The following is a 25,672-nucleotide window of genomic DNA, read 5'->3' on the forward strand; positions in this document are numbered from 1 at the left end:
GGAGCGAGGCGCGGATCACTGGAGCTTCCAGACCGCGCCGTTCGCGACCGTCGCTGTCTCCACGAAGTAGAGCGTCTTCGTCGCTCGGTCGAACGTCATCGCGAAGTCCGTCGTGTCGCCGAGCGTCGAGATGCTCGGGATGTGCGTGAACGAAGGGCCTGCCGGATCCACGACCGCGTGGATGAACCCGCCGTTCGATCGCACGTAGAGGTGCTGCGGCGTGACGAGGTCGTCGATCTCCACGTTCGTGCAGAGCGTGCTCGTGTCGATCGTCGCGAGCTTCGTCGCCGCGCTCGTGAAGGACGCGCGTGGGATGCGGTAGACGCCTTCGCTCGACGTGCCCACGGTTCTTCCTGCCACGTAGACGAACTGCGTGTCGGCCGCGAGGCCCACCACGTAGTCGACGCTCGTGTTCGTCCCGAGGTGCACGGGCGCGCTCGGCGCCGTCGGCGAGAACGAGTAGAAGTCTGTCTTCCCCGACGTGTTTTGCGTCGCGAGCAGCAGGTTCGTCCCGTCGAACGTGACCGCGTAGGAGCCCGAGCTCGCGGGGTACGAGGGCGTGAGATCCCAGGTCGTGGGACCCCACGTCGTGCCGTTCAGGATGCGGAAGAGGCGGCTCGCGCTGGTCGTCGTCGTGCTGTCGACGCTGAAGAGCTGGCCGTTCGCGAACGTGAGATCGTAGCCGAGATGCGTCGTCGTGAGGCCGTCGGCCGTGCCTCGCTGGACGGCTTGCGCGCCGCCTGCGATCGGGAACTGGAAGACCTTGCTCGTGCCGCCGACGAAGATCTCCGTGCCGCTCACCGCCATGCCGTAGGTCGACGACGCCGTCGAGGGGAACGTGACGCCCAGCGGAACCGGCGTCTTCACGCCGCTGTAGACGATGTCCGTGATCGCGAGCGACGTGATGGTGCCGCCCACGGGGACCGCGACGTAGAACTTCGTGCCCGGCGGGTAGACGCCGCCGAGGCTCGCGAGCGGGCTCGACGGACCGCAGAAGATCTGCTGGTTGCTTGCGTCGAAGAGCGCGATCGTGCCCACGGGATCCCCTTGCAGGGCCAGGGCGCCGTTCTGCACGGTGTAGACGTACCAGTGCACGTTCACGCCGGCGGAGAAGCAGCTCGGCGGATCGAGCCGCATCGTCGAGGTCGGGTTGATGGGGACCGTGCCTGCCGTGAGGAGGGGCTCCGCCGTCCCCCAGCTCTCGCCGGGGCCGGGGTTGATCTCGCGGATCTTCACGGTCGCGCCGTTGAAGTCCTGGCTCGTCGCCTCGGTGCTCACCCAGACGTAGAGCGGGCCCTGGGGCGCGGGCATCGTGATGTTGTGCGTGTCGGCGTTCGCGCGGCAGTTGTACGAGACCTTCGTCGGTGACTCGGGATCACACTCGTTCAGGACCTCGACGTTGAGCGCGCTCTGCGTGAGGACCGGATCGAGGTTCTCGACCTCGACCTGCAGGATGCTCGTGGGCGAGGATTTGTCGTACTCGATGACCGCGTCGACGCCGTGGATGTCGCCGTAGGTGGTGTGGTTGTCGCACGAGATCGAGCCCGGCTCGCCCCAGGTCGCGGCCATGTCGAAGGCGTTCACGGTGTCGGGGAGCGCCCAGACGTGCGGGTCTTCGGGCTGCGCGGGGGGCGTGTAGTTCGCGCTCGCCGTCGTGTACGGCGCGAAGCAGCCCTCGCCTTCTGCGGCCGCGGGATCGATCTCCTCGATCGTCACCGTGACGGGCGGGAAGGGGGTGCCGGTGGCATTCTTTGCGATCCAAACGAAATAGGTGCCGGGTGGGCCGTCGACGTTGGCGCCCCACATCTGCTTATACCAGAGGCATTTCTCCGACACGGCGAGCGTGGGGTCGCACGTGCCGCTCATGATCTCGATGTCGAGCAGCGCGCTCGCGGTGGTCTGCGGGGTGCGCGCCTCGACGTGCAGGAGTTTGCCGCCGTTCGCGAGGTCCGGGGACGTCTTCACGTACTTGATGACCGCGTCCGGGCCGATGCCGTTCGGGTCGCAGGCGAACGCGCCGTCGGTCGTCGTGACGCTGGCCTCAGCGAGGGACCATCGGTGCAGGTTGCCGATGACGAGCGCGTTGGCTTGCGTGAGGGGCTGGGCGCAGGAGTCGCCCGAGGGCGCCTGGCAGGAGGGCAGGCAGCCGTCGTCGGTCGCGGTGTTGCCGTCGTCGCAGGCCTCGCTCCCCGCGGCGATGCCGTCGCCGCAGCTCGTCGCGCACGCGCTCGGCGTGCCCGTGCAGGTCCAGCCGGGCTCGGCGGCGCAGGTGTCGCTGCAGCCGTCGTTCGCCGCGGCGTTGCCGTCGTCGCAGCTCTCCGCGCCGACCTTTTGCCCGTCACCGCAGATGCCGGCGCATGCGCTCGGCGCGCTGCCCGTGCAGGTCCATCCAGCCTCGATCACGCAGGCTTCGCTGCAGCCGTCGCTCGCCGCGGTATTGCCGTCGTCGCAGGCCTCGCTCCCCGCGGAGATGCCGTCGCCGCAGGTGGTCGCGCACGCGCTCGGCGCGCCCGTGCAGGTCCAGCCGGGGACCAGGGCGCACGCGTCGCAGCCGTCGTTCGGCACGGGGTTCGCGTCGTCGCAGGCCTCGGCGCCTGCAGGAATGCCGTCGCCGCAGCTCGTCGCGCAGGCGCTTGGCATACCGTTGCAGGTCCAACCAAGATCGACGGCGCACGTGCTGTCGCAGCCGTCGTTCGGGGCCATGTTGCCGTCGTCGCAGGCCTCGGCGCCCGCGGGAATGCCGTCGCCGCAGAGCGTGCTGCACGTGCTTGGCGCGCCGGCGCAGACGAATCCGGGCTCGACGACGCACTGATCGTCGCACCCGTCGGATGCCGTGGTGTTGCCGTCGTCGCAGCCCTCCGCGCTCTCGACGGCGCCATCTCCGCAGACCGCGCTCGCGCCGCCCGAACCGCCCGCGCCGCCGGCTCCCCCTGCGCCCCCGATTCCGCCCGCGCCGCCGGCTCCCCCTGCGCCGCCGATGCCGCCCGCGCCGCCGCTTCCCCCTGCGCCACCCGCGCCGCCTTGGCCGCCCGAACCACCGATCCCGCCCGAACCTCCGGTCCCGCCGACGCCACCGGTCCCGCCCGAACCGCCCGTGCCGCCGATGCCGCCGGCTCCGCCCGATCCTGGGCCGCTGTTGCTCGAGCTCGTCGTGCCCGATCCTTCGGGCCCCTCGTCTCCGCACGCGACGAGCAAGGCCGCCGTCGCGAGCGTCACCATCGACATCCAGCGTGTTCGTTTCATGGGACAAACCCCAGAACCTGTGGCCGGTCCGTCCGGCGTCCCACTATCGGACAAACCGCTACGTGTTCAGAACAAATTCGTGCGGTGCGCCGCGGCTCACGGCGGGAAGTCGAACGCGCGCACCATGTCCGCGCCGACGGCGTGGCAATCGGTGCAGATCGACGGCGCGCCCGAGTAAAGCGACTCCCCCTCGGGGCTCCATTCCACGAAGAACCACGCGCCCCCGCGCTTCTCCATCGCGGCCACGATGTGCGGGCTGCCGTCGTCGTCGAAGCCGTCCTTCACGAGGAGCGCGCCGTCGGGCCATGCCGTGATCTTCGGGCCAAGGAGTGCGCCCGCGACCACGTCGTTCATGAAAATCTCCACCGACGTCCCGTGCCGCGCGCTCGAACTTTTCCGCGTCTCGTAGCCCGGCGCGCGCTCCCACGTGCGGTACTTCGCGTCCTTTATCCGCGTCCAGAGCTCGTCGGCGCCGTCCGGATCGTCGTCCTGCCGGCAGCCGATCGACAGTGCAGCGAGGAGCGTCATCGCCGCGATCCCAAGCACGTTCACGAGCCTCGACATGAAAGCCTCCCCGTCGTCATTCACGGCAACTTCGGCGGCGGCGGAAGCGCGCCCCCGCGGCGCACGAACGCCACGATCGCCTTCCCCAGCGCCTTTTGCGCCTTCTCGCACTTCGGGTTCGCCTGACCCGCCGACATACCTTTGCACTCCTTCTTGTGCTCGGCGGCGCGGGTCGCGATCTTCTCGTCCTCGAGCAGCGCTTGCTGCACGTCGTCGTCGAGCTTGCGCCACGGGATCTCGGCGTGGAGCGGCTCGGGCGGCACGCGCATCCGGATCTCCTCGGCCTGGAGCGAGGCGCAGCTCCCGTTCCAGCGCAGCACGTCGTAGCTGCCGCCGCTCGCGCCGCTCACGACCATGCCGCCGGTGTTCGGCGTTCGCTTCACGAGGATGATCACCTCCTCCTCGAACTCGAGCTTGCTGCTCGCAGACGGCCCTCCGGAGGCGTCCCACGCCTCGGTCGCGCGGGCCAGATATCCGCGCACCCATGGCGTCCCCTTGCCGAACAGGGCGAGCGCCATCTCCGGCATCCCCGCGGCGCAGAGGCGTTGCACGAACGCGCTCGGAGGCACGCAGAGGTCCGAGCCCTCGTTCGCGCACGCCGTGGGGAACGCGACGGGCGCCTCCTTCGGCGCATCGAGGCCGTCGCCGACGTCGGCCTTGGGCGCGGGCTTCTCTTGGGACGCGTCTTTCGCGGGCTCGGCCGATCCGCCGCAGCCGGAGAGGGCGATCGTGAGCGAGGCGGCGCCGAGGACGGAACACCAAGCGCGGCGGCGCGTGGGGGCGGGGAAGGACACGTGCATACGCTCCAAGCTATCCGAACGTCCGGTGCGTCGGGGCGCAAAGTCGGTGCGTCGCCGGGGTGGAAGCGCGTCTTCCCAGGGGCGCGCATCCTTGACGCGACGAGATCGTCGTTCGACGCTGTTCGTGCCGCCTTCTCACGCCTTCGGAGGGATGGATATGCGCTTGCTCGACCGGATGCTCGCCGCGCACGCGTGGCCAACGTGCGCGCTCGTTTTGATGGGCCTCGCCGCCGCGTGTGGTTCGAGCGGAGAAACCACGTCGAGCGGGCTTCTGTCCGGTGGCCACGGGGGGAGCGGCGGCGTGCTCACGGGCGTGGGCGTGGGCGGCTCGGGCGGGGCGTCGTCCGTGTCGTCATCGAGTTCCAGCGGCGAAGGCGGCTCGGGCGGGGGCGAGGTGAAGCTCGGGCCGCCCTATCCGATCGTGCTCTCGCACGGATTCTTTGGGTTCGAAGATTTCGCTGGGGCCGGTTTCGCGACCTATTTCTACGAGGTCAAAGATCACCTCGCGTCGCAGGGCGAGGTCCTCGTGTTCACGCCGGCGGTCGATCCGTTCAACACCTCGGACTTTCGCGGCGCGCAGCTCGTCGAGCACATCGAGCAGATCCTCGCGATCACCGGCCACGAGAAGGTCAACATCATCGGCCACTCGCAGGGCGGGCTCGACGCCCGCGTCGCGGCGAATCTCCGACCCGACCTCGTGGCCAGCGTGGTCACGGTGGCGACGCCCCACGGCGGATCGCGCGTCGCGGACATCGCGCTCGATCTCGTGAGTGATCCGGCCGCGCAGGACGTCGTGAGTGATCTGCTCGAGATCATCGGCGCGCCGCTCTACGACGAGTTCGGCGAGCAGACGAACGTATGGAAGCCCCTCGAGCTCTTCAGCCAGCCCGGGATCACCGCCTTCAACAAGGCGCACCTGGACGAGCCCGGCGTGTTTTACGCCTCGATCGCGGGCCGCACGGACCTGCACCTCGGCGGCGACATCTGCGACGCCGACGTCTCGCTGCCGTTCATCGCCGAGTGGCAAGGAAAGCTCGACACGGTGGATCCGCTGCTCTCGGTCTTCGAGACGATCCTCGACGGAGGCTTCGGCGATCCGTATCCGAACGACGGGCTCGTGCGCGTCGTCGATTCGAAGCGCGGCGAGTTTTGGGGCTGCTTGCCCGTCGATCACCTCGACGAGGTCGGCCAGCTCTTCGGCGACTCGGCCGGCATCGGCAACGGCTGGAAGCACAAAGTCTTCTACGCCGACGTGGTGGCCGAGCTGCGCAAGCGCGGATTTTAGCCGCAACGCGCAGAGCACGATCGGAACAGCGTAGCAGTTTTCCGGCGGCCCCAGCGCGTCGGCGCGCGCTATCGAAGAGGACGACGTGGACGAAAGCGGCGATCAGTTGACGCTTCTTCGTCTTCTTCCGCGGATCGTTTCCCGTATTCGTTCCCTTGTTTGGGGCGAACTTGTGTTCGGGTGCGGTTTCCCACAGCTCGCCGTGACGGCGAAGATCCTTTTCGCGTGCACGTGCCGGCAGCAGTCGTCTTCCGATTGCGGTTCGTGTATATCCTGAGCGTCTGCGCGTGCGTCGTCGGCTCCGTCGGAGGCGAGTTTGGAAGAGGGTAACCAAGGTTCGGAGATCGAGCGGCTGAAGGCCGAATTGGCGGCCCTTCAGCAGAAGCTCGAGGAGCGTGAGCGCTCCGAAGCCGCCCTGCGCACGGAGAACGAGGCCCTGCGCACGCTCTTCCGGCAGCTCCCGGTCGCGGTGTGGGCGACGGACCACGAAGGCAACGTGACCATGGGCAACCCCGAGGCCGATCGGCTCCTCGGGGTCCCCGAGACGGCGCCCACGGCTCCGCCCGTGGAAGAGTGGGGCGAAGGCGCCATCTACCTGCACGCCGACAAGAACACGCCTTATTCGCTGGAGGAGCTGCCGCACACGCGCGCGCTCCGCGGCGAGTCCGTCCGGACGGCCGAGCTCTTCTTCCGCAACGGCAACGTGCCCGACGGCGTGTGGCTCGAGGTCCACGCGGCGCCGCTGCGCGACGATTCCGGCAAGCAGACGGGCGCGGTTTCGGTGTTCATCGACAGCGAGGCGCGCAAGAACTTCGAGGAAGAGGTCGCGCTGCGCAACAAGGAGCTCGTCGCCAGCGAGTCGGAGAAGTCGGAGCTCATCGCGCGGCTCAGGATGGCCGTGCAGGAGCTCTCGACCCCGATCCTGACGCTCTGGGAGGACGTGCTCGCGCTCCCCGTGATCGGCGTGGTCGATTCACGGCGCAGCGCCGAGATGATGGAGCGGCTGCTCGACGAGATCGTGCGCAGTCAGTCGCGATTCGTCATCATCGATCTCACGGGCGTCGAGGTGATCGACACCTCGACCGCCGATCACTTCATGAAGCTGGTCAAGGCCGTCGGGCTGATCGGCGCGCGTTGCGTGCTGACCGGTATCCGGCCCGCGGTCGCGCAAACGTTGGTCGATCTCGACGTCAACTTCGGCCAGCTCGAGACGTTGCGAAATTTGAAGCACGGGCTTCGCTACTGTCTGCGGTGGCTCGATGCCGAGGATACCGGGCAGAACGCGGTGAGCGAGGGCGAGGCCAGGAGGGCCCGATGGTCATGATGATGGAAACGCAGCGGATCCCGATCGTACGCCTGTCTGGAAAGTTGATCGTATCGATCCAGACCGCGCTTTCGGACACCGTGGTGGATCGGCTGCAGCAAGACGTCGCGGCCGCTTGCGAGAAGGGTGACGCGCGCGGGCTCGTCGTGGACGTCTCCGGCGTCGACGTGCTCGACAGCTACATCACGCGCAGCCTGCGTGACCTCGCGGTCATGGCGAGGCTGATGGGCGTGGAGACCGTGGTCTGCGGCCTCCGGCCCGCCGTCGCGATGACGCTCGTCGAGATGGGCATGGAGCTGCCCGGCGTGCGCACGGCGCTGAACCTCGATCGCGCGCTCGCGCTGCTCGATTCACTCCAGCCCGACGGGCTGCCGCACGACCTCGCCGGCGAAGGGGACGAGTGGGAGGGCGAGGCGTGACCATCGTCTCTCGGACGACGCGGTGGAGGAGGAGGCGCGATCGATGAACGAGGTCGCGGGGGAAATCCTCGCCATCTTGCGGCGGTACCTCTCGGAGCCGACGAGCCGGTCGCTCCTCACGTCCGCCGCCAGACGAGCGAACGTGAGGCTCGAGGTGCTGGTGCGCTCCGAGATCCCGCAGCTCGTCCAGCAGCTCGGTCCGGGCTTGAACATCTTCTTGCAGGAGCCGGAGAAGCTCCAGAACTGCAAGAGTCTGCTCGCGCTCGTGGCCGTGGAGAACGCTCCATCGATCCCCATGGAGTCCCAGCCGCAGCAGGCCGAGTCGCGCCCCGATGGCATCAGCGTCCCGATCCGCGCCGAGCACGACGTCGTTCGTGCCCGCACGCTCGGCAAGGACATGGCCAAGCAGCTCGGGTTCTCCGAGGTCGTCCAGACGAAGGTCGCGACGGCCGTCTCCGAACTCGCGCGCAACATCTTCCAGTACGCAGGGACCGGCGAAATCCGGATCCGGCGGATCGAAGGTAAGAAGCGCGGCATCGAGGTCGTGGCCCGCGATCAAGGGCCTGGGATCTCCGATCCGGCGCTGATCCTCAGCGGCGCCTATCGCTCGAAATGGGGTATGGGCGCGGGCCTCCGCGGCACCAAGCGGCTCGTCGACGAGTTCGAGCTCGACACGCATCCCGGCCTCGGCACCACGGTCCGCATCCGAAAGTACGCCGAGTAGCCCGTGGATATAGGCACGGCAGAGCGCCCCGCAGATGGGGAAACCGTCTGCGGCGACGCACACCTCATCCTGGAGCGAAAGCCCCGCACGCTTATCCTCGTCGCCGACGGCCTCGGCCACGGCCCCCACGCGGCGCTCGCCGCCTCGACGCTTTGCAAGTACATCGAAGAGCACGCCGAAGAGCCGCTCGAGATGCTCCTGCGCGGCGCCGACAGGGCCGTGGCCAGCACGCGCGGCGCCGCGGTGATGCTCGCTCGCGTCGACATGCAGACGGCGACGCTCGACGTCGCAGGCGTCGGCAACGTCGCGCTCCGCTCGTGGAGCAAGGAGAAGATCCAGCCGCTGCCCGCGCGCGGCGTGCTCGGCCGTGGCATTCGCCACGTGCGGATCTTCCGTTACGGCCTCGTGCACGGCGACATGTTCGCGCTCTACACGGACGGCATCTCCGGCAGCTTCGACATCGATCAGGTCAAACACCAGAGCGCCACGGCAATCGCTCGCTCGGTCCTCGAGGGCTATCGCAAATCCCACGACGACGCGACGTGCGTGGTCGTGCGCTACCTGGATCGCTGATGTCGAAGGTGCCCGCGATCGTGCCCGAGCCGCTCTCGTTCGACATCGGCAACGAGCACGACCGCTTCTGGTGCGCCGCCGAGGGGCGAAGGTACGCCGCCGTGATCGGCTTCGACGCCAAGGCCCAGGGCGAGGTTGCGATCTGCATCGCCGAGCTCGTCTCGAACGTCGCCAAGTTCGCGGGGCAAGGCACGCTCGCGCTCTCGACGGTGACCGAGCCGCGTCTCGGCATCCGTATCGTCGTCGAGGACGCGGGCCCCGGCATCGACAACCCCGCGAGCGTGTTCGAGGACGGTTTTTCCGAGGGGCGCAGGCTCGAACCGGGCACGCAAAGGCGCAGCGGGCAGGGGCTCGGCGTCGGGCTCGGCGCCGTGGCGCGCATGATGAGCCACGTCGAGATGGAGAACGTGCCGAGCCGCGGCTTGCGGGTCGTCTGCCTCAAGTGGCTCGATCCGCCGCGCGGCGGATCCGGCCCGTACCCGGCCTCGGGGCCGAGCAGCGCGCGGTAGCTCGCTCAGCGAGGCGCCGCGCGTCCGCCGCCCCGCGCGAGGAAGGCCTCGTAGCCTTCCATCAACGCGAGGTAGATCCAGCCGCCGAGCACCTCGGCGCCGGCGCTCGACGGGTGCGCGAGATCGGCCCCGCCGAGGCCACGCTGCACCCACACGCCCATCGAGCCGAGCCCACCCATCGCGCTCAGCGTGTCCCAGTATCCGCAGCCGACCTCGGCCGCGACCTTGCGCTGGATCGCCGCGAGCTTCGGCACGACGGGGCGGCTCGAGTAGCCCGAGCCCTTCTTGTCGGCGCGATCCATCGGCCCGATGAGCAAGCACGAGCCCTGCGGCAGCGCCGCGCGTACCTGCACGAGCACGGCCTTCATCGTGGACTCGTACTGATCGAGCGGGAAGAGCTCGCCGTCCTCGCTCTCGTTCATGCCGTACTGGAAGACGGTCAGCGCAGGATCACGTGTCTTCAATTGCTCGGCGAAATGCGCGTCGTCGCTCTTGTCGAGGAAGCGGATGCGGCAGCCCTGGATGCCGATCGCGTCGAGCACGGCGCCGGGAACGTCGCGCTCCATGGTCACGCCGAACGCGCGCACGCCGGGCCCCTCGGCGCGCACTTCGAGCTCGTGCGGGCCGTCGGGGACCTCGTAGACGCGATGCCGCGACGCCGACGCCTCCGCGCGCGTGTCGATGGTCTCGCGCGGCGCGCCGTCGATGCTCACGGTCATCGGCGCGCCGCCTTCATGCTCGAGGTAACTCACGGCGAAGCGCGAGACGGCGCGGCCGAAGGTGCCGGTCTTCGTGGTCGAGAAGCGCGAGAACGCGCCCTTGCCCTGCGCGCGGAACGACACGCCGCCGAGGCCGTAAAAGCCGTCCTTCGCGTAGGGGCCGACGACGCGACTGACTTGCCAGCCAGGCGCCGCGAAGCGCACGACGTCGTTGTGGAAGTAGCCGGGCCAGGCGTTCGCCATGAGCATGAAGCCATGGCCCGCGTCGCCGAAGCGGCGCTGGAGCTTGCGGCGCAGCGTCGCCGTGACGAAGTCGCTCGCGACGATCGAGTCGCCGAAGTAGGTGACGCGCGCGATCGCCTTTGGCTCCTTGCGCTCGACGGCGGCGAGACGGCCGTAAAACGCGGCGAGCGCGTGGCCCGAGGGATCCTCGATTGATCGCGGGGGTTTTCCAGTCTCGGTGGTGCTCGCCGCGGGCACGATCTCGGCTGCGGCGGGCGGGAGCGCGACCTCCTCGGGCTGGCGCAGCTCGGCCTGCTCCGTCGTTTCCATCGCGAGCGCCGTCTCGCCGACGGAGGCCGTGGGCTCGGGCGCGGGCGACACCGCGACGAGGCCTGCGCCCTCGGGCAACGGCGTGAGCAGGCGCAGGCGCGCGAGCGACGGGGAGAAGTAGGGGATGGCCACGAGCGTGGCGAGCGTCATGAGCGCGATCGCGGCCTGCGAGTGCAGTCCGTTGATGCGCGGCGCCTCGGGTTCGTCGGTCGTCGTGGCGGGCCGCGCTGCCGCCTCCGGGGGCGAAGGCGCGACGCGGGGCGCGTCCTTGGCCTGCGGGGCGTCCTTGGCCTGCGGCGCCTTTGGCGGCGCTTCCTGCGGCGCAGGGGCCGCCTTCGGCGTCGCCTCGGGCGCTCGTGCGTTCGGGGGGGACTTCTTGGCTTGTGCGCGCGGCGAGGCTTGTGCCGCGCGGCGCCGACGACGACCGGTCATCGGCGCGTGCTCAGCCGCCCTGCTTTTGCTTGAGCATCGCGATTGCGCGGTCCTTGCAGGCCGTGTCGCGCTGGTGCCTGCAGATCGCGATGAGCATCTTGATGTCCGCTTCGCTCGCCTTGCCGGACCAGACCTTCGGCTCGAGGCCCTTGCGGATCGCGGCCTCGTCGAACTGTCCGGGCGGAGGCGGCGCGGTCTGCGTCGGCGCCGCCGGCTCCGACGACTTCACCGGCGCAGTGCCCGTGCTGCCCGTGGTGCCGCCGCCGTTGAAGCTCCCGCCGCCGTTGTTTGGCGGGACGTACACGCCGCCGCCGTTGTTCGGCGTGGGTGCCGTCGGCTCGGGGCCGGCGAGGGCGTGGAGCTGATCGGCGGCCTTCTTGCGCTGATCCGCGCTCACGCTCGGCGTCGAGGCGATCTGCTGCAGGATGCGCTTCTTCTCGGTGACGTCCTCGAGCTGATCGGCCTTGCTGAACATCCAGTCGGCCCACTTCGACTCGATGTCCTTGAACGGCTGGCTCTCGCGGACGGGGGAGTTGTCGTTGATGGCCTGGAGCTTCGTGTGCGCGCGATCGAAATCCTTCGCGTCGACGAGCTCCTTGGCTTCCTTCAGGACTTGCGCCTCGAAGGCGCTCATCTCCGGCGTCTCGACGGTGTTCGTCGTGGTCGTGGTCGTGGTCCGCGTCATCCCGACGATCACGCCGATCACCCCGAGGCCCACGACCGCGCCGATGCCGATGAGCTTGCCGAGGCTCGGGCCACGCGGCGGCGGCGCGGGCGTGCCCACGCTCGTCGCGACGTTGTCGAACGAGCCCATCGGCCGCATGGCCTGGCCGTCGACGCCGAGGCCCATGCCGGCGCGGAAGATCTTGCCCGCGCCAACGAAGCGCAGGCGCACGTCGCCGAGCTCGAGCGCGTCGCCCGCCTCGAGGATGCCGCGCTTCAGCTCCACGCCGTTGATGCGGATGCCGTTCGCGCTGCCCTTGTCGATGATCTCGTAGCGGCCGTTGCCGAGCGCGATGAGCTCGGCGTGCAGGCGGCTGACGGAGCTGTGGTTGATCGAGATCGTCGCCTCTTCGGCGCGGCCGATCGTGAAGTGCTCGCGATCGAGCGGGTACTCGGCGCCCGGGTTTGGCCCGACGACCACGACCAGGCGGTTCGGCCTCTGATGGACCGGCACCTGCGCGAGCGCGCCTTGCTGCGCGGTCGGGTCCGGGGTCGGAACGACCTTCGACTCGTCGACCAGCTCGATCCGGTAGTCCCCGAGCTGGATGACGTCGCCGCCGTTGATCGCCTGTTCCCCGACGACACGGACGCCGTTGACGAAGGTCCCGTTGTAGCTCGACGGATCGGAGATCGACCATCCCTGGCCGTTCCGCTTGAGCTGCGCGTGTTTACGCGAGACGTTGCGGTCGGTCAGGCGAATCGAGTTACCTTCGCCGCGTCCGAGCCCGTACTCGTCGTGGGCGAGAGGGAGTACGGTCTGTTTCCCCTCGTCGTCCTCGATCGTTAGCTTCCACATAGACGGGTTGCCGCGAGGCGTGGCTCGACGGATAGAGGTACTTTACCGATGGATCCCCGCCGAACGCAATGCTCGTTTGTGGACGGGGGAAAGGGGTTCTCGGGCGAGGTGCGCGACGAGACCATCGTGTTCTCGGGCCTCGTCGCGCGCACGTTCAACCCGATTTGGCTTTGACCGGGCGATACGGGTGCAGGAAGGATGCGAGCGAGCTCGGGTTGCGCGTCTGGAGCCAGAGGCGGCCCTGACCCTGGAAGTTGCACACGAGGCCTTCACCACCGAGGAAGAGGCTCTTCAAGCCGCCGACCTTGCTGATGTTGTACTGGAGGCCCTGCGTGAACGCGACCATGTGCGTGTTGTCGCAGATGTAGCCGTAGTACTGCTGGCCGATGTCGAGCACGTGCGCGCCGCCGTAGCAGTTGAACCAGAGATAACCCTGGCCGTACGCGCGGATGAGGAAGAGGCCGCCCGAGAAGAAGCCCTTCGCGCCTTGCCACTTCGTGTCGAGCGTGACGCCCGGCGTGGAGGCGAGGTAGGCGCCGGATTGCAGGAAGAGCTCCATGCCCGGCTGCATCGTGATGCACACGATCGCGCCCTCGGGCGCGGGCGCGAACCACATGCTCTGCCCCGGCGCCGTCGCCGTGAACGTGTTCTGGAAGAGGCTCTCGCCGCCGAGGAGCTTGCGCTTGAGGGCACCGCCGATGCCGCCCTGCAAGCTCGTCTTCATCTCGATGCCCGTGTCGCGCGCGACCATCGCGCCGCTCTCGGTGATGATCTGCTCGCCGGGTTGGTCGAAGTAGACCTGGACCAGGCCGAAGTCGGGGTTGTGACGGATCTCGTGTCGCACGGTTAGGACCTCTTCACTGCTCGCGCGGTGGCAAGAGAGCGCCGATCGCCGAGCCGTACTCGGCGGCGTTGCGGGACTGCAGGTACACGGTGCCCTGCCCCTCGAAGTGGCAAACGAGCCCCTCGCCCGAGAGGAACGAGGCGATCCAGCCGGCTCCGCTCTTGCCGACCTTGTACTGGAGCGTCGACTCCCACGCGGCGAGGTGGCCCGTGTCGATCACCATGCTGCCGTCGACCTGCACCTGCTCGAGCGCGCCGAACGTGCCGATGATGACCTGGCCCATGCCCGACGTTTCGAGCGTGAAAAGACCCGCGCCCGAGAACATGCCCTTGAAGCCGCCGCTCTTCGTCTTCACGTCGACCGAGGGACTCGAAGCGACGTAGGCGCTGTTCTGGATGCACCACTGCTTGTGGCCGGCTTCGAGCACCGCCATGTCCCCGCAGAGCGGCGTGGCGAAGAGGACCTCGCCCTGGCCGCCTTGCGCGGTGAACGTGTTGCGGAAGAACGACTCGCCGCCGAAGAGCCGCTTCAGGCCCTTCATGAGGCCGCCGGACTGCGTCTGCATCTGGACGTTGGTCGACATGCCGACCATCGCCCCGCTCTCGGCGACCACGGACTCGCCGTTCTGCAGCCAGCACTGCGCGAGCGACTGGGACGGGCGGTAAAGAAGGTTCACTTGCATCGCTGTTCGTCCTTATCTCCGTTTGCCCCTCGCCTCACGGCGGCAGCATCGGCGTGAGCCAGTCGACGAGCGCGCTCGTGTTGCGCGACTGGATGAGGATCTTTCCCTGGCCTTGGAACTCGCAAACGATGCCCTCGCCCGAGGCCATGAAGCCGAGGAGGCCGCCGCCGCCGCTCTTGATCTTGAAGTTCAGCGACGAGTCGAATCCCACGATGTGGCCGTTGTCGACGATGTAGCTGCCGTTGCAGTCGATCTCGTCGATCGCGCCGTAGCTCGTCACGAAGACCTGCCCGTTGCCGGAGGCCTCGACGAAAAACGCGCCCTCCTTCGCGAGCAGCGCGCGCAGGCCGCCCCAGCGCATCTTCAGATCGATGTCGCCCGCGCTCGCGAGGAACGCGCCGGCGCTGAAGATCATGGAGTTGCCGGCGAGCTGGATCGGCTTGATCCCGCCCGAGAGAGAGGGCGCGAGCCATACCCAGCCGCCTTGCGGACTGGAGAAGTGGTTCACGAAGAAGGTTTCACCACCAACGATCTTGCGGATGATCGCGATGAAGAACGCCTTCATTTTGCCGAAGAAACCGGCGTTTTTACCCGCATTGAGCTTGACCTCCATCGTGAGGCTGCTCGAGCGGGCCACCATGGACCCAGCCTCCGCGATGATCGTCTCGCCCGGAGCGAGGCTCACCTGGAGCATCGAGAACGTCGGCTCGTACTTGACGATGTGTTGCATCCGAATCCTTCCCCTTCGTTCGGGAGGAGTTCTTTCGGCCGGGACGGCATGCGTTTCGACGCGCTCCCCCCACGGGCGGCCGAGAAGCGGGCAGGGTATAACGGAGACATGTCGGGAGCGGAAGCGAGAAGTGGGCAAGATGCGTCCGGTACGGGATTCGGGCACAGCCCCAAGCGCCTCGCGGCCGAGCTCGGGATCCTGCTCCTCGCCATCGTCGGGCTGATCTTCGCCGCGCGTGGATGTGCAGGATGCGCGTCGACGGGCATCGTCGCCGCGATCCCGCCCGACGCCGACGCGGCGATCGGAAAGACCGCCGGCGAAGCGATGCGCGCGCAGCACGGGCTCTCCGGCGCGCCGACCGAGGAGCAGAAGGCGCGCGTCGATCGGATCTTCGAGGAGCTGCGATCGAGCCTCACGGACGAGGAAAAACGGATCCTCGTGGCGCCGCGAATCACGGTCTTGAAGGACGATCAGGTGAACGCATTCGCGCTCCCCGGCGGCGAGGTCTTCGTGCTGACGGGGCTACTCGATCGGTCGAAGGACGACGACGAAGAGCTGCGCGGCGTGCTCGCGCACGAGATCGGGCACGCCGTGAAGCGACACGGCGTGCGATCCCTCGTGCGAAATGCGCTGTTCGGGCTGACGATCGCGTTCGTCGTGGGCGACCTGAACGACATCACGGCCACGGTGATCGCAGGCGCCTCGCAGCTCGACACGCTGAGCTACAGCCGCTCGATGGAGGAAGAAGCCGACGCATTCGGGGTGGAACTGCTCGCGCGGGCGAACAAGAGCCCCGAGGGGCTCGCGCGGTTCCTCGAGAGCCTCGAATCCGCGCCCGTGCCGGAGCTGCTCTCGACGCACCCGGACAGCGCGGAGCGCGCGAAGGCGATCCGCGAGAGGATGCGCGCCGGAAAGTGACCGTCAGCTCCGGATGTTGCGCGAGGCGCTGCTGACCGCGGGCACGAGCGTGTCGCCCTCGACGCGGGCGAAGACGTCGAGCACGGTGCGGCCCTCGGCGTCGCGGCCCGGGCGCTCGCGGGTGTACCGCGAAGGCGCAGCCGCGAGGATCACGCCGAGCTCGGTGGCGACGTCGTGGAGCGGCCCCGCGAGCTCGTCGTCGATGGCGCGGCCGCGCGCCTCGTGCGAGCTGCCCGGCGGGACGCGGACGGCGACCGAGCCGAAGACACGCGTCCCCTCCGCGACGATCGCGTGCTCCTTGCCGGTTTTTTCGAACAGGCGGAGCGCGGCTTCCGCGTCCTTCAACACCTCGCGCGCGTCGACGACCATGGCCTTGCGGCGACGGAGCTCGGTTTTGCGATCCGGCGAGTCGTCGCCGAGCTTCGCGATTTTCTCGGCGAGCTTGTCGTGTTCCGCCTTCAAACGCTCGACCTCGGCCTCCGCTGCCTTCTGGGCGGCCTCGAGCCTGTCCCGCACTTCGCTGCTCATGCGCGAACGTTGACGTTCGTCCCGGGCCACCGTCAACGGGGGAAAGTGCGAAGTTTTTACTTCGCCCGCGCGAACAGGATGCTGCCGAGGAGGAGCACGCCCGCGCCCGCGGCGCCGTAGAGGCAGTAGCGGGCGAGGTGCGCCTGGCCGGCGAGGTGGAGCTGTAACGCGGCGAAGCCCGAGGCGATGGCGAGCGCCGTGTAGATGAGCTGGCGGATCCCGGTGTAGACGAGCCGGGCCGCGCTTGGCAGGCCTTTTACGCGAAGCTCGAACTCGCCGCGGTTCGCACGGTTCAGGTACTTGCGAAGGTCCTCCGGGATCGTGATGGCCTTGAGGGCCATGTCCTTCGCCGCCTCGACCGCGATCTGCGCCCAGTCGCGGTTGCCGAGCACGAAGTCCTGCAGGTACGGCCGGATGACCTCCATCGGCGAGAGCTCGGGATCGAGCTGCGTGCAGAGCCCCGTGAGCAGGAGGATCGTGCGCTCGAGCAGGACCCAGTCGCGCGGGATGTGGAAGGCGCCCGAGAGCTCCTTCAGCCCGATGTTCATCTTGCGCAGATCGACCAGGCTCTCGATGCCCTTTTGCGGATCGAGCTTGATGTCCTTGAGGTTGAAGGTGTCGATCTTCACCTCGTCCTGGAAGCGCTGGTGGAAGAACTCGATGACCTTCTCGCTCACGTCGGGCGAGTCCGTGCGCGAGAGGAAGCCCATCTTGCGCATGGCCTTGATGAGCTGATCGGTGTCGCGGCGGATCACGCCCTCCAGGAACTCGGGGATGCCCTCGCGCATCTGCGGCGAGAGCTCCGCGACGGCGCCGAAATCGAGCAGGATCAGCGCGCCGTCGTCGCCGACGAGCATGTTCCCGGGGTGCGGATCGGCGTGGTAGACGCCGTCGATGAAGATCTGCTGGCAGAAGACCTGGACGACCTTGCGGGCGAGGGCCTTGCGGTCGATGCCGCGCGCGTCGAGCGCGGCGATGTCGCCGATTTTCACGCCGGGCACGAAGTCCGTGGTCATCACGCGGCTCGTGCAGTAGCCCTCGATCGGGCGCGGGAAGCGCACCGTGGGATCACGGAGGAAGTTGTCGGCGATGCGCGTGATGTTCCGCGCCTCGCTCTGGAAATCGAGCTCCTCCAGGATCATCGAGCGGACCTGGTGGTAGTAGGCGTCCAGGCCCTGCACGGGGACGAAGATGCTGACGATCTGCATGATGCGGCGGATCGTGGTGAGATCGAGCCGCACGATCTCGTCGATGTCGCGGTGCTGCACCTTCACCGCGACGTGCGCGCCATTCTTGAGCCACGCCTCGTGCACCTGACCGAGCGAGGCGCTCGCGAGCGGCTCCTCGCAGAAGCGTTCGAAGAGGTCTTCGACGGGCTTGCCGAGCTCGCGCTCGATGCGCTCGGCGATCTCGCGGTACGGCCGCGGCGGGACCTGATCCTGCAGCGCCTCCAGGCCCGAGCGGAACTGCGCGGGCAGGAAGTTCGCCATGATGCTGAGGAGCTGCCCGACCTTGATGAACAGGCCCTGGAGCTCGACGATCGTCGAGAGCACGCGGCGCGCGTTGCGGCCGTGCACGTCGGCCATGCGCGCGTCGAGCCACGTCTGGCCAAACCAGCGCCCGAGGAAGAAGAACCAGAGGTAGCTGCCGAGGACGACGAAGGTCGTGTAGTAGGCGCGGATGAAGCGGTAGCTCTGCCGCCCTTTCGGCCTTACGCCGCGCGGCCCTGCGCCACGCTTCACGGGCTTCGAAGGCGCCTTCGCCGCGGGCGCGATGATGCTCGCGCGCGGCTGTTCCTGGAGAGACGGGGCGCCTTGCGACACGGGGCGAGCTTATCCCGCGGCTCGTTGGGCCTCCACCATCGCGTCGAACATGGCGTCGTAGGCGGCCGGCCGGGCGCGCCGGATCGCGAGTGCGGTGCGTGTCGGGTGGACCCGATTCGTGAGCAAAACGCCGACGAAACCCGCGTCCGGATCGATCCACAGGCTCGTGCCCGTGAAGCCGAGGTGGCCGAAGGTCCGCGGCCCGAGCCGCGCGCCGGAGCTCGGAGCGTCGCCGCTGCGCCGATCGAAGCCCGCGAGGAGCGAGCCGCCCGGGCGAGGCCGGACGAGCAGCGCGAGATCGTCGGGGTCGAGGAAGTCGCGGCGGTCGCCGGAGAGCGCTTCGAGCACGGCGATCCCGAGCCGCACGACCGAGCGCGCATCCCCGAAGAGTCCTGCGTGCCCCGCGGACGCATGCCCCACGAGCGCCCAGGCGTTCTCGTCGTGCACCACGCCCCGCACGAGGCCGTCGCGGAACGGGACGATCTCCGTCGGCGCGACACGCGCATCAAACGAAGAGTTTTTCGCACGGAGAATGCGCGCGGATCCGATGTCGAGATCGAGCGGTCCCGTGACCTCACGCGTCACGAGCGCGTCGAGATCGAGCCCGCTCCGCTGCGCGAGCGCCACGCCGAGCAGCACGTATCCGAGGTCACTGTAAACCGGCGGAAATCCTTCGGGCGGCGGTTCGCCCGTACAGTCTTCGCGCCTCGCGTCGGCGGCCATGACGAGCGCGGCCTCGACGTCGACGCGCTCGCCGCGCACGAGCGGACCGTAGAGCGATCCGTGCGCGTCGAGGCCCGCGCGATGCGCCGAGAGGAGGTCGAGCGAGACACGCGCAGAGCGTGTGTTTGCAAGCGTCGGCACGAGATCGACGAGTGGTTCCGAGCGAGTGAGCGAACCATGACGAGCGAGCCGAGCCATCACGAGCGCGGTGATCGGCTTCGTGACCGAGGCCAGATCGAAGGGCGTATCGAGATCCGCGCGTGGCGCGCCTTCCTCGAACGAGAGCGTGCCTGCCGCGCCCGCGCCGTGGATCCAGCCCGAGCTCGTTCGCTTCGCGGCGGCGACCACGGCGCACGGCGCGGCGCGGTGATCTTCGACGACGAGGCGCGCGGCACCCGTGAGATCGATGGCGGGGGCGGGGTTCTTCACGGCGGTGAGGATCGCCGAGCGTAGCCCCCGAGCGTCGAGAACGGGAAGGGGTGTCAACGATCTCGCGGATCGATCAATCGTGCCGCGTCTTTGACCCCGAGCGCGCTCGCCCCTTATCCTGGTAGACCGGGGAGTCGAGCAAGAAACCATGGCCGAGTTTGCATGGGAGGCCCGTGCCAGGACCGGAGAGGTCCGCAAGGGCGTGATGGATGCGGAGAACGAGGCCGCCGTGCAGACCCGCCTGCGCGGCTTGCAGCTCAACCCGACGAAGATCACGCAGAAGCGGAAAAGCCTCGATCTCAAGAACGTCACGCTCGGCTCTGGCGTCAGCTCGCAGGACCTCGTCAAGTTCACGCGCCAGTTCGCGACGATGATCGACGCGGGCCTGCCGCTCGTGCAGTGCCTCGACATCCTCGCGAACCAGGAGCCGAACCCCAGGTTTCAGATCGCGCTGCGCGACATCAAGAACAGCGTCGAGCAGGGCGCGACGTTCAGCGACTCGCTGCGCCGGCACCCGAAGATCTTCGACGAGCTCTTCGTGAACCTCGTTCAAGCCGGCGAGGTGGGCGGCATCCTCGACACGATCATGAACCGCCTCGCGGGCTACATCGAGAAGCGCGCGAAGCTCGCACGACAAGTGCGCGGCGCGATGGCGTACCCGGTGGCCGTCATCATCATCATGATCGTGGTCATCGTCGTGCTGATGACGTTCGTGATCCCGGCGTTCGAAGGCATGTTCGCCGAGTTCGGCGCGAAGGACGCGCTGCCGGGCCTCACGAAGGCGGTCATCGCGACCTCGCGCGCGTTCGTCAGCGCCTTGCCCTTCACGATCGTCGGCTCGATCGGCCTCGTGTTCGGCTCGATCCAGTTTTACAAAAACCCGAAGGGCAAACGCATGGTGCACAGACTCCTGCTGAAGTTGCCTATTTTCGGGCCGGTGATGCAGAAGATCGCGGTCGCGCGGTTCACGCGGACGCTCGGCACCTTGCTCGGCTCGGGCGTGCCGATCCTCGACGCGCTCGACATCGTGGCGAAGACCGCGGGCAACGTGATCATCGAGGAGGGCCTCGTCTACGCGCGGGCCAAGATCTCCGAGGGCAGGAACATGGCCGAGCCGCTCGAGGAGATCAAAGTCTTCCCCGGCATGGTCGTGCAGATGGTGGCCGTCGGCGAGCAGACCGGCGCGCTCGATACGATGCTGAACAAGATCGCCGACTTCTACGAGGAAGAGGTCGACGTCGCGGTCTCGGCGCTGACCTCGCTGCTCGAGCCTCTGCTCATGGTCATCGTCGGCGTGGTCGTCGGGGTGGTGCTCATCTCGATGTACCTCCCGATCTTCAGCCTGGCAGGCAACATCAAGGGCGAGTGATGAAGCTCGGCATCCGCGACGGCGCCGAGAGCTCGTTCGCGGTTCGCTTTGCGTGGCTCACGGGCCTGCGCCTGATCGTCCTCACGATCGTGCTGATCGTGATGACCACGATCTATCTCGGCGGCATCGGCACACGCGCGGATTCGAGCCGGATCGCGATGCTCACGTTCGCCGTCGCGTTCGCGCTCACGGGCGTCTACGCCGCGGTGCTGCGGATCGGCAAAGGTTTGCCGCTGCTCGCGTATGGGCAGATGCTCGTCGATCAGGTTGCGTGGTCGATGATCGTCTACGTCTCCGGCGGGGCGACGAGCGGCGCGACCTCGCTCTACGGCTTCACGTGCCTTTGCGGAGCGATCCTGCTCGGCCTCCGCGGTGCGCTCATCGGCCTGATCGCAGGGGCCTCGTCGTACGCGCTGATCTGCATGCTGCTCGTGCAGGGCTACCTGAAGCCGCCGCCGGATCAGCCGCTCGAAGCGTACGCGACGGACTGGTCGGAGGCCGCGTTCCCGCTCGTCTTGAACCTGCTCGCCATGTGCGTGGTCGCGCTGCTCGGGAGTTACCTGGCCGAGCGTTTGCGCGAAACGGGCGGCCGGCTCGTCGTGGCGACGGCGCGTGCCGAGCAAGCCGAGCGGCTCGCGGCGCTCGGCCGGCTCGCAGCAGGGCTCGCGCACGAGATCCGCAATCCGCTCGGATCGATCGTGGCCTCCATCGAGCTCTTGCGAACGGGTGGATCGCTCGGCGCCGAGGATGAAGCGCTCTGCGCGATCATCGAGCGGGAGACGACGCGCCTGAACGAGCTGGTGACCGACATGCTCGACGTCTCGCGCCCGCGCGCGCCCTCGAAGGCGCCGATGGATCTCGCCGCGACGGCGCGCGACGTGGTGGTGCTGGCCGGGAAATCGGGCCGTGGTCGCGACGTCCCGTTGCGTTTCGTGGGGCCGAACTCGCTCCCGATCGTGGGTGACATGGCGCAGGTGCGGCAGGTCGTGTGGAACCTCCTGCGCAACGCGATCCAGGCGAGCTCCGCCGGCGCGGAGGTCGTCGTGCGTGTCGAGGCGGACGCGGGCGGCGCGGTCGTGCTCGCGGTGGAGGACCGGGGCGTGGGGATCCCGCCGGAGGCGCGCGAGCGGCTCTTCGACGCGTTCTTCACGACGCGATCGCAGGGCATGGGCATCGGCCTCGCGGTGGTGAAGCGGATCCTCGACGATCACGGTTTCGCGATCGAGGTCGAGAGCGAGCCCGGGAAGGGCACGACGTTCCGCGTGCGGATCCCGGCCTCGAAGGAGCTCGAGCTCGCGTCCGGGTGAACGATCAGGGCGACTCGAAAGGCGCGACCGGCGGATCGATCCGGAGCGAGGCGTCCGGGAGCAGCACGATCGAGGACGCGTCGAGGAGCAGGATGGGCTCGTGCGGGCCGGCGTCGGGCGTTTCGGAGGCACCCTGGCCGCGGGGCACGGGCGGCGCCTCCGGGGGCGAGAACCCGCGCGACGCGAGCCAGCCGAGGCCGAAGAAACCGAGCGCGCCGGCGAGCCCCGCTGCGAGGAGGATCGGGCGGCGCTTCATGGCCCGATGGTGGCCCGCGAGCGACAGTGGCGCCACGCGTGTCGTGGCCGCCCGTTCACAGGACCTGCGTCGGGGTTCGGAATCGGCTAGATCCGGCGCGTGGCACGGAAGGTGAATAAAAGCGGGCTTATGGACGTCTGCCTGCAGTTCCGCGGCGCCCGGGCGGCGAAGAGCGGTGGAGGCAGGAGGAGCTGGAACGTGAAACGAACGAACTTTGTCGGCGCGTTGGTCTTGTCGTTCGCCGTGTCGCTCGCGGGCGCCGCGGGCCTCGCGCATGCCGGAGCGGCGACGGACGTGGTGAAGGCCAAGCAGACGGCCTTGTTCGATCTCCTCAAGAAGCCCTCGAACGACGCGAAGGTCAGCGCGATGTTCGACGAGCTGCTCGATTATCAGGCGCTCGCGGAGGCCTCGCTCGGATCGGAGTGGGCGGCCCGGACGGACGCTGAAAAGGCCGAGTTCAGCGAGCTCTTGAAGCAGCTCGTCCGCAAGTCGTACGAGCGAAACCTCAAGAAGACGCTCGATTTCAACATCGAGTACACGTCCGAAGAGAAGAAGGGCGACGCGATCGTGGTGAAGACGCGCGCCGTGTCGAAGAAGGACGCGCGCAGCGAGCCGGTCGAGATCGCCTACGTGATGGCCGAGAAAAACGGCACGTGGCGCGTGAAGGACATCATCACGGACGACGTGAGCCTGGTGGGGAGCTACCGCTCCCAGTTCACCAAGATCGTCAAGAAGGACGGCTTCCCGGCGCTCATCAAGAAGATGAAGGACAAGCTCGCGAAGGGCGACGTCTGAAGCAGCTTCCGACATGAACACGCGGCCCTCGGGCGAACGAGCCCGGGGGCCGTTTGCCTTTCGAACATCCTCAATCGACGCTCGGGGGCTCCGCCCGGACGAGCCGGGCTACGCCCCCAAACCCCCCGGCTCGGGAAATTCGCGGTACGGCACGCCTCTTTGGTAGGCTAGGGCGCGTGGCTTTTGGTGTCGGGCCAGGAGGGCGAGCGCGCCCCTTCGGACGCGCTGAGCCGCTCCGCGTCCCGACGACGACGGGGAGCAGCGGCGCGGAGGCGAAGCCTCGCCCGACGGATCGGCCGATCCTGCTGCTCTCGGTGCAACGAGGGACGCTTTCGATCGAGCTCGACGCGCCGTTCGCCGTAGGGCCGCTCGTCGCGACCGAGCTCGCGATCGCGCTGCCAAGCGTGCGTTTTCCGGTGGATCTCACGGGAGGCGTGACGCGGTTCCGGCATCGACGTGGTGTGCTCGGGCGGCTCGCCGTGTCGGCGAGGACCGAGGATCTCGCGGCGTTCGCGGCGCCGCGCGCGCGGGGTGTGCTCGGGGAAGGGACGCCCGAGATCGGGATCGTCGCGACGGAGGTGGGGCTTCGCGTGGGGATGCGGCTCGGACGCGCGGCGCTCGCGTTCGATGTGGTGATCGCGCCGAACGAGCGAGACGTGCGGCTCGTGCCCGAGCGCGCGCGTGGCATGGGCCTCGGGGCGCCGCCGCATGTGCTCGCGCTGCGTGTGCTCGCCGAGGTTTGTCGGCCGTTCGGGCGTCTTGCAGGCAGCGCGGTGATCCTGCCCGATGCCGTGGCTTCGCTCGTCAGGCACGTGATGCCGGCGGCTGGAGCGCGCGCGCCGTCGGTGCATGGTGCGCGGTGGGAAGCGCCGGCCGTGGAGGAGATGAGTTTGTCCCTGCGCGCCGATGCGACCGCGTCGCCGCCAGCGCTGCCGGCCGCGGCGATCCGGGCGATCGAGCAAGCCGAGCTCACGGCGGATGCGGACGCGATCGCGGCGTCCGGCGACCTGGAAGAAGCGCGCAGGCGGTACTTGCTCGCGCTGGAGCGCGCGCCGCGGCATCCCGAGATTTCCTCGCGGATCGCGTGGATCGACGTCGCGGAGGGCGAGCGAGCCGAGGCCGCGCTCTCGACGCTGGTCGACGCGATCCCGGCGATCGACGCGGGTCTGCTCGGCGGTGCGCTGCTCGCGGCGATCGGCGATGAAGGCGGGGCGGTCGCGGCGTACGCGCGCGCCGCGCACGCCGAGGCGTTCGGGCCGCTCGCGGCGCTCGTGTGGCTCGAGGTCGCGCGGATCTCGCCGGAGCTCGCGACGCGGCTCGACGCGCTGGATCAGGCCGTCGTGCGGTCGCCGAGCTTGGAGGACGCGCGCTGGGCGCGGATCGAGGCGCGGCTCGACGTGGGAGACGCGCAAGGCGCGCGGGTCGATGCCGAGCACCTCGAAGCCGCGGCCCGCGGGCCCGAGGCGCGGCATCGCATCTGGAGCCGCGCGGCCGATGCGTTCCTGTCGCGAGGATACGTGGCCGAGGCGCGTGTGCTGTTCGAGCGGGCGCTCCGGTATGCGCCTGACAGCCCCGAAGCCGCGCTCGGGCTCGCGCTGTCGCTCCGCGCCGCGGGGGAGGGACGGCGCGCGCTGGATCTGCTCGCGCGTGCCGCATCGCTCGCCGCGCGCGCGGGGCGCACGTTGCCTTCGGTCGAGATCGAGCTCGCGCGTGCGCTCGTCGAGCATGCGTCTGATCGTCCCGCCGCGATCGCGCGGGTCCGTGCGATCCCGCCGGGGCTCGTGCAGACCGCGGAGGCGCGTGCGCTCGAAGGTCGATGGCGCGCCGAGCTCGGGGATCTCGCGGGCGCCTCGCTCGCGCTCGCGCGGCTGCGCGAAGCGGCGGAGGCGGTTTCTCCGGACGATCCCGATCGGGCCGCGGCCGTGGCCGCGATGCTCGTCGAGGCCGCCGACATCGAGGAGAACGCGCGTGGGGATCTGCGCGCCGCGCAGCGCCACCTCGGCATCGCGATCCGGCTGCGCCCGCGTGATCGCCAGATCGGTGCGGCTTTCCGTCGAATCTCGACCGAGCTCGGTCGCGCTGCGCCCGCGCCTCCGCCCCAGGCCGCGCCTCCGCCGGTTCCCGCGGAAGAGATCGTGCCGTCCGATCGCGCGCCTTCGTTCACGCCTCCCGCGCCGTCGGTGGAGTCCGCTCGCTCGCTCGACGAAGCACCCACGAACGACGAGGACGACGAGAGCGACGAGATCCTCGTCGAGCGCCTCACCGACAAGCTCCGCGCGAACCCGCACGATCACGAGGTCGCGCTCCGCCTCGCCGACGCGCTCGCGCGTCTTGGTCGCGATCTCGAGCTCTTCGCGCTGCTCTCGGCGCGCATCGAAGAGGGCGGCGAGGAGGTCCGGCGCGAGCTCTGGCCGCGCAGACGCGCGGTGCTCGAGCGGCTCGCGGAGACGGCGCGGGCCGAGGGCCGGCCCTCGGAGGCGGAGCTCTACGAAATGATGGCGGCGAGCGAGGAGGACTAGCCTCGCCGCGTGTTTGCCCCTTGCGCGGCGGTCGTGCTAGCGGTCGACGAAGGCGCGCTCGCGCGCCCTCTTCTCTCCGAGGTACC

The 25,672-nt window shown here is 68.9% G+C and carries 24 protein-coding genes; 12 read left to right on the forward strand and 12 right to left on the reverse strand.

The genetic code is table 11. The features are described from left to right. Window positions 1–15 precede the first annotated feature (15 nt). The 3 genes from KEG38_RS17280 to KEG38_RS17290 all read right to left on the reverse strand — a co-directional run bounded on the left by KEG38_RS17280 (window position 16) and on the right by KEG38_RS17290 (window position 4,601). Complete coding sequence (locus tag KEG38_RS17280) at window positions 16–3,243, reverse strand: DUF4215 domain-containing protein (RefSeq protein ID WP_272420706.1); 3,228 nt, start codon at window positions 3,241–3,243, stop codon at window positions 16–18. A 96-nt stretch (window positions 3,244–3,339) separates the two neighbouring features. Further along, window positions 3,340–3,807 (reverse strand): hypothetical protein, encoded by a 468-nt coding sequence (locus KEG38_RS17285; RefSeq protein ID WP_272420707.1) that lies wholly within the window; start codon window positions 3,805–3,807, stop codon window positions 3,340–3,342. A 20-nt stretch (window positions 3,808–3,827) separates the two neighbouring features. Beyond that, window positions 3,828–4,601 carry a hypothetical protein gene (locus KEG38_RS17290; RefSeq protein WP_272420710.1) on the reverse strand — a complete coding sequence of 258 codons (774 nt, stop codon included), beginning with the start codon at window positions 4,599–4,601 and terminating at the stop codon, window positions 3,828–3,830. A 163-nt stretch (window positions 4,602–4,764) separates the two neighbouring features. On the opposite strand from KEG38_RS17290, the gene KEG38_RS17295 reads away from it, so the two are divergent. The 6 genes from KEG38_RS17295 to KEG38_RS17320 all read left to right on the forward strand — a co-directional run bounded on the left by KEG38_RS17295 (window position 4,765) and on the right by KEG38_RS17320 (window position 9,441). After that, window positions 4,765–5,892: an esterase/lipase family protein gene (locus KEG38_RS17295; RefSeq protein WP_272420712.1), complete on the forward strand. Its 1,128-nt coding sequence runs from the start codon at window positions 4,765–4,767 to the stop codon at window positions 5,890–5,892. Between the two features lie 316 nt (window positions 5,893–6,208). Then, on the forward strand, window positions 6,209–7,216 hold the full coding sequence (locus KEG38_RS17300; RefSeq protein WP_272420714.1) for an STAS domain-containing protein: 1,008 nt from the start codon (window positions 6,209–6,211) through the stop codon (window positions 7,214–7,216). Beyond that, a complete protein-coding gene (locus tag KEG38_RS17305; protein WP_272420716.1) occupies window positions 7,207–7,635 on the forward strand; it encodes an STAS domain-containing protein in 429 nt (142 codons plus the stop codon). The genes KEG38_RS17300 and KEG38_RS17305 overlap by 10 nt, the downstream gene beginning before the upstream one ends. A gap of 43 nt (window positions 7,636–7,678) precedes the next feature. Next, the gene (locus tag KEG38_RS17310) at window positions 7,679–8,359 is read left to right on the forward strand and encodes an anti-sigma regulatory factor (RefSeq protein WP_272420717.1); all 681 of its coding nucleotides are present in this window, start codon (window positions 7,679–7,681) and stop codon (window positions 8,357–8,359) included. 3 nt (window positions 8,360–8,362) lie between these two features. After that, complete coding sequence (locus tag KEG38_RS17315) at window positions 8,363–8,932, forward strand: SpoIIE family protein phosphatase (RefSeq protein WP_272420719.1); 570 nt, start codon at window positions 8,363–8,365, stop codon at window positions 8,930–8,932. Further along, a complete protein-coding gene (locus tag KEG38_RS17320; protein ID WP_272420720.1) occupies window positions 8,932–9,441 on the forward strand; it encodes an ATP-binding protein in 510 nt (169 codons plus the stop codon). The genes KEG38_RS17315 and KEG38_RS17320 overlap by 1 nt, the downstream gene beginning before the upstream one ends. Window positions 9,442–9,446: 5 nt before the next feature. Here KEG38_RS17320 and KEG38_RS17325 read toward each other — a convergent pair whose 3' ends face one another. Both KEG38_RS17325 and KEG38_RS17330 read right to left on the reverse strand, forming a co-directional pair. After that, window positions 9,447–11,144 carry an SGNH/GDSL hydrolase family protein gene (locus tag KEG38_RS17325; protein WP_272420722.1) on the reverse strand — a complete coding sequence of 566 codons (1,698 nt, stop codon included), beginning with the start codon at window positions 11,142–11,144 and terminating at the stop codon, window positions 9,447–9,449. A gap of 10 nt (window positions 11,145–11,154) precedes the next feature. Then, entirely contained in the window at window positions 11,155–12,663 is a 1,509-nt protein-coding gene (locus tag KEG38_RS17330) for an FHA domain-containing protein (protein WP_272420723.1), read from the reverse strand. A gap of 48 nt (window positions 12,664–12,711) precedes the next feature. Between KEG38_RS17330 and KEG38_RS17335 the strand changes: the two genes are divergently transcribed. Beyond that, entirely contained in the window at window positions 12,712–12,837 is a 126-nt protein-coding gene (locus KEG38_RS17335; protein WP_272420725.1) for a hypothetical protein, read from the forward strand. On the opposite strand, the gene KEG38_RS17340 is transcribed toward KEG38_RS17335, so the two are convergent. From KEG38_RS17340 to KEG38_RS17350, 3 genes are read right to left on the reverse strand one after another with little or no spacing between them, the layout of a single operon-like run. Next, window positions 12,818–13,507 (reverse strand): TIGR00266 family protein, encoded by a 690-nt coding sequence (locus tag KEG38_RS17340; RefSeq protein ID WP_272420727.1) that lies wholly within the window; start codon window positions 13,505–13,507, stop codon window positions 12,818–12,820. The genes KEG38_RS17335 and KEG38_RS17340 overlap by 20 nt on opposite strands. Before the next feature lie 13 nt (window positions 13,508–13,520). Further along, complete coding sequence (locus tag KEG38_RS17345) at window positions 13,521–14,189, reverse strand: TIGR00266 family protein (RefSeq protein ID WP_272420728.1); 669 nt, start codon at window positions 14,187–14,189, stop codon at window positions 13,521–13,523. 34 nt (window positions 14,190–14,223) lie between these two features. After that, a complete protein-coding gene (locus KEG38_RS17350; protein ID WP_272420729.1) occupies window positions 14,224–14,919 on the reverse strand; it encodes a TIGR00266 family protein in 696 nt (231 codons plus the stop codon). Between the two features lie 108 nt (window positions 14,920–15,027). Here KEG38_RS17350 and KEG38_RS17355 point away from each other — a divergent pair, with 108 nt between their 5' ends. After that, window positions 15,028–15,837, forward strand: a complete 810-nt coding sequence (locus KEG38_RS17355; protein WP_272420730.1) for a M48 family metallopeptidase — start codon at window positions 15,028–15,030, stop codon at window positions 15,835–15,837. A 3-nt stretch (window positions 15,838–15,840) separates the two neighbouring features. On the opposite strand, the gene KEG38_RS17360 is transcribed toward KEG38_RS17355, so the two are convergent. Genes KEG38_RS17360 through KEG38_RS17370 form a run of 3 tightly spaced genes read right to left on the reverse strand, consistent with a single transcriptional unit; the run spans window position 15,841 to window position 19,340 of the window. Next, complete coding sequence (locus KEG38_RS17360) at window positions 15,841–16,365, reverse strand: hypothetical protein (RefSeq protein WP_272420732.1); 525 nt, start codon at window positions 16,363–16,365, stop codon at window positions 15,841–15,843. 56 nt (window positions 16,366–16,421) lie between these two features. Further along, window positions 16,422–18,188: an ABC1 kinase family protein gene (locus tag KEG38_RS17365; protein ID WP_272420734.1), complete on the reverse strand. Its 1,767-nt coding sequence runs from the start codon at window positions 18,186–18,188 to the stop codon at window positions 16,422–16,424. 9 nt (window positions 18,189–18,197) lie between these two features. Then, the gene (locus tag KEG38_RS17370) at window positions 18,198–19,340 is read right to left on the reverse strand and encodes a serine hydrolase domain-containing protein (RefSeq protein ID WP_272420736.1); all 1,143 of its coding nucleotides are present in this window, start codon (window positions 19,338–19,340) and stop codon (window positions 18,198–18,200) included. A 148-nt stretch (window positions 19,341–19,488) separates the two neighbouring features. Between KEG38_RS17370 and KEG38_RS17375 the strand changes: the two genes are divergently transcribed. Both KEG38_RS17375 and KEG38_RS17380 read left to right on the forward strand, forming a co-directional pair. Next, the gene (locus tag KEG38_RS17375) at window positions 19,489–20,709 is read left to right on the forward strand and encodes a type II secretion system F family protein (protein WP_272420737.1); all 1,221 of its coding nucleotides are present in this window, start codon (window positions 19,489–19,491) and stop codon (window positions 20,707–20,709) included. Then, window positions 20,709–22,016 (forward strand): sensor histidine kinase, encoded by a 1,308-nt coding sequence (locus KEG38_RS17380; RefSeq protein ID WP_272420739.1) that lies wholly within the window; start codon window positions 20,709–20,711, stop codon window positions 22,014–22,016. Before KEG38_RS17375 ends, KEG38_RS17380 begins: the two co-directional genes overlap by 1 nt. Before the next feature lie 4 nt (window positions 22,017–22,020). On the opposite strand, the gene KEG38_RS17385 is transcribed toward KEG38_RS17380, so the two are convergent. Then, window positions 22,021–22,272, reverse strand: coding sequence for a hypothetical protein (locus KEG38_RS17385; RefSeq protein WP_272420741.1), 252 nt, complete (start codon window positions 22,270–22,272; stop codon window positions 22,021–22,023). Window positions 22,273–22,470: 198 nt separating this feature from the next. Between KEG38_RS17385 and KEG38_RS17390 the strand changes: the two genes are divergently transcribed. Together KEG38_RS17390 and KEG38_RS17395 are read left to right on the forward strand one after the other, a co-directional pair. Next, the gene (locus tag KEG38_RS17390) at window positions 22,471–23,067 is read left to right on the forward strand and encodes an MlaC/ttg2D family ABC transporter substrate-binding protein (RefSeq protein WP_272420742.1); all 597 of its coding nucleotides are present in this window, start codon (window positions 22,471–22,473) and stop codon (window positions 23,065–23,067) included. Window positions 23,068–23,243: 176 nt separating this feature from the next. Continuing rightward, window positions 23,244–25,586, forward strand: coding sequence for a tetratricopeptide repeat protein (locus KEG38_RS17395; RefSeq protein WP_272420744.1), 2,343 nt, complete (start codon window positions 23,244–23,246; stop codon window positions 25,584–25,586). Window positions 25,587–25,672 lie beyond the last annotated feature (86 nt).

It is taken from the genome of Polyangium jinanense (assembly GCF_028435265.1).
GTDB classification, from domain to species: Bacteria; Myxococcota_A; Polyangia; order Polyangiales; family Polyangiaceae; genus Polyangium; species Polyangium jinanense.

Bases quoted from the DNA above. Each gene is read 5' to 3' on its own strand.
- KEG38_RS17280 (WP_272420706.1), bottom strand. From the start codon at position 3,243: ATGAAACGAACACGCTGGATGTCGATGGTGACGCTCGCGACGGCGGCC.
- KEG38_RS17285 (WP_272420707.1), bottom strand. From the start codon at position 3,807: ATGTCGAGGCTCGTGAACGTGCTTGGGATCGCGGCGATGACGCTCCTC.
- KEG38_RS17295 (WP_272420712.1), top strand. From the start codon at position 4,765: ATGCGCTTGCTCGACCGGATGCTCGCCGCGCACGCGTGGCCAACGTGC.
- KEG38_RS17305 (WP_272420716.1), top strand. From the start codon at position 7,207: ATGGTCATGATGATGGAAACGCAGCGGATCCCGATCGTACGCCTGTCT.
- KEG38_RS17310 (WP_272420717.1), top strand. From the start codon at position 7,679: ATGAACGAGGTCGCGGGGGAAATCCTCGCCATCTTGCGGCGGTACCTC.
- KEG38_RS17320 (WP_272420720.1), top strand. From the start codon at position 8,932: ATGTCGAAGGTGCCCGCGATCGTGCCCGAGCCGCTCTCGTTCGACATC.
- KEG38_RS17325 (WP_272420722.1), bottom strand. From the start codon at position 11,144: ATGACCGGTCGTCGTCGGCGCCGCGCGGCACAAGCCTCGCCGCGCGCA.
- KEG38_RS17330 (WP_272420723.1), bottom strand. From the start codon at position 12,663: ATGTGGAAGCTAACGATCGAGGACGACGAGGGGAAACAGACCGTACTC.
- KEG38_RS17335 (WP_272420725.1), top strand. From the start codon at position 12,712: ATGGATCCCCGCCGAACGCAATGCTCGTTTGTGGACGGGGGAAAGGGG.
- KEG38_RS17345 (WP_272420728.1), bottom strand. From the start codon at position 14,189: ATGCAAGTGAACCTTCTTTACCGCCCGTCCCAGTCGCTCGCGCAGTGC.
- KEG38_RS17350 (WP_272420729.1), bottom strand. From the start codon at position 14,919: ATGCAACACATCGTCAAGTACGAGCCGACGTTCTCGATGCTCCAGGTG.
- KEG38_RS17355 (WP_272420730.1), top strand. From the start codon at position 15,028: ATGTCGGGAGCGGAAGCGAGAAGTGGGCAAGATGCGTCCGGTACGGGA.
- KEG38_RS17360 (WP_272420732.1), bottom strand. From the start codon at position 16,365: ATGAGCAGCGAAGTGCGGGACAGGCTCGAGGCCGCCCAGAAGGCAGCG.
- KEG38_RS17375 (WP_272420737.1), top strand. From the start codon at position 19,489: ATGGCCGAGTTTGCATGGGAGGCCCGTGCCAGGACCGGAGAGGTCCGC.
- KEG38_RS17380 (WP_272420739.1), top strand. From the start codon at position 20,709: ATGAAGCTCGGCATCCGCGACGGCGCCGAGAGCTCGTTCGCGGTTCGC.
- KEG38_RS17385 (WP_272420741.1), bottom strand. From the start codon at position 22,272: ATGAAGCGCCGCCCGATCCTCCTCGCAGCGGGGCTCGCCGGCGCGCTC.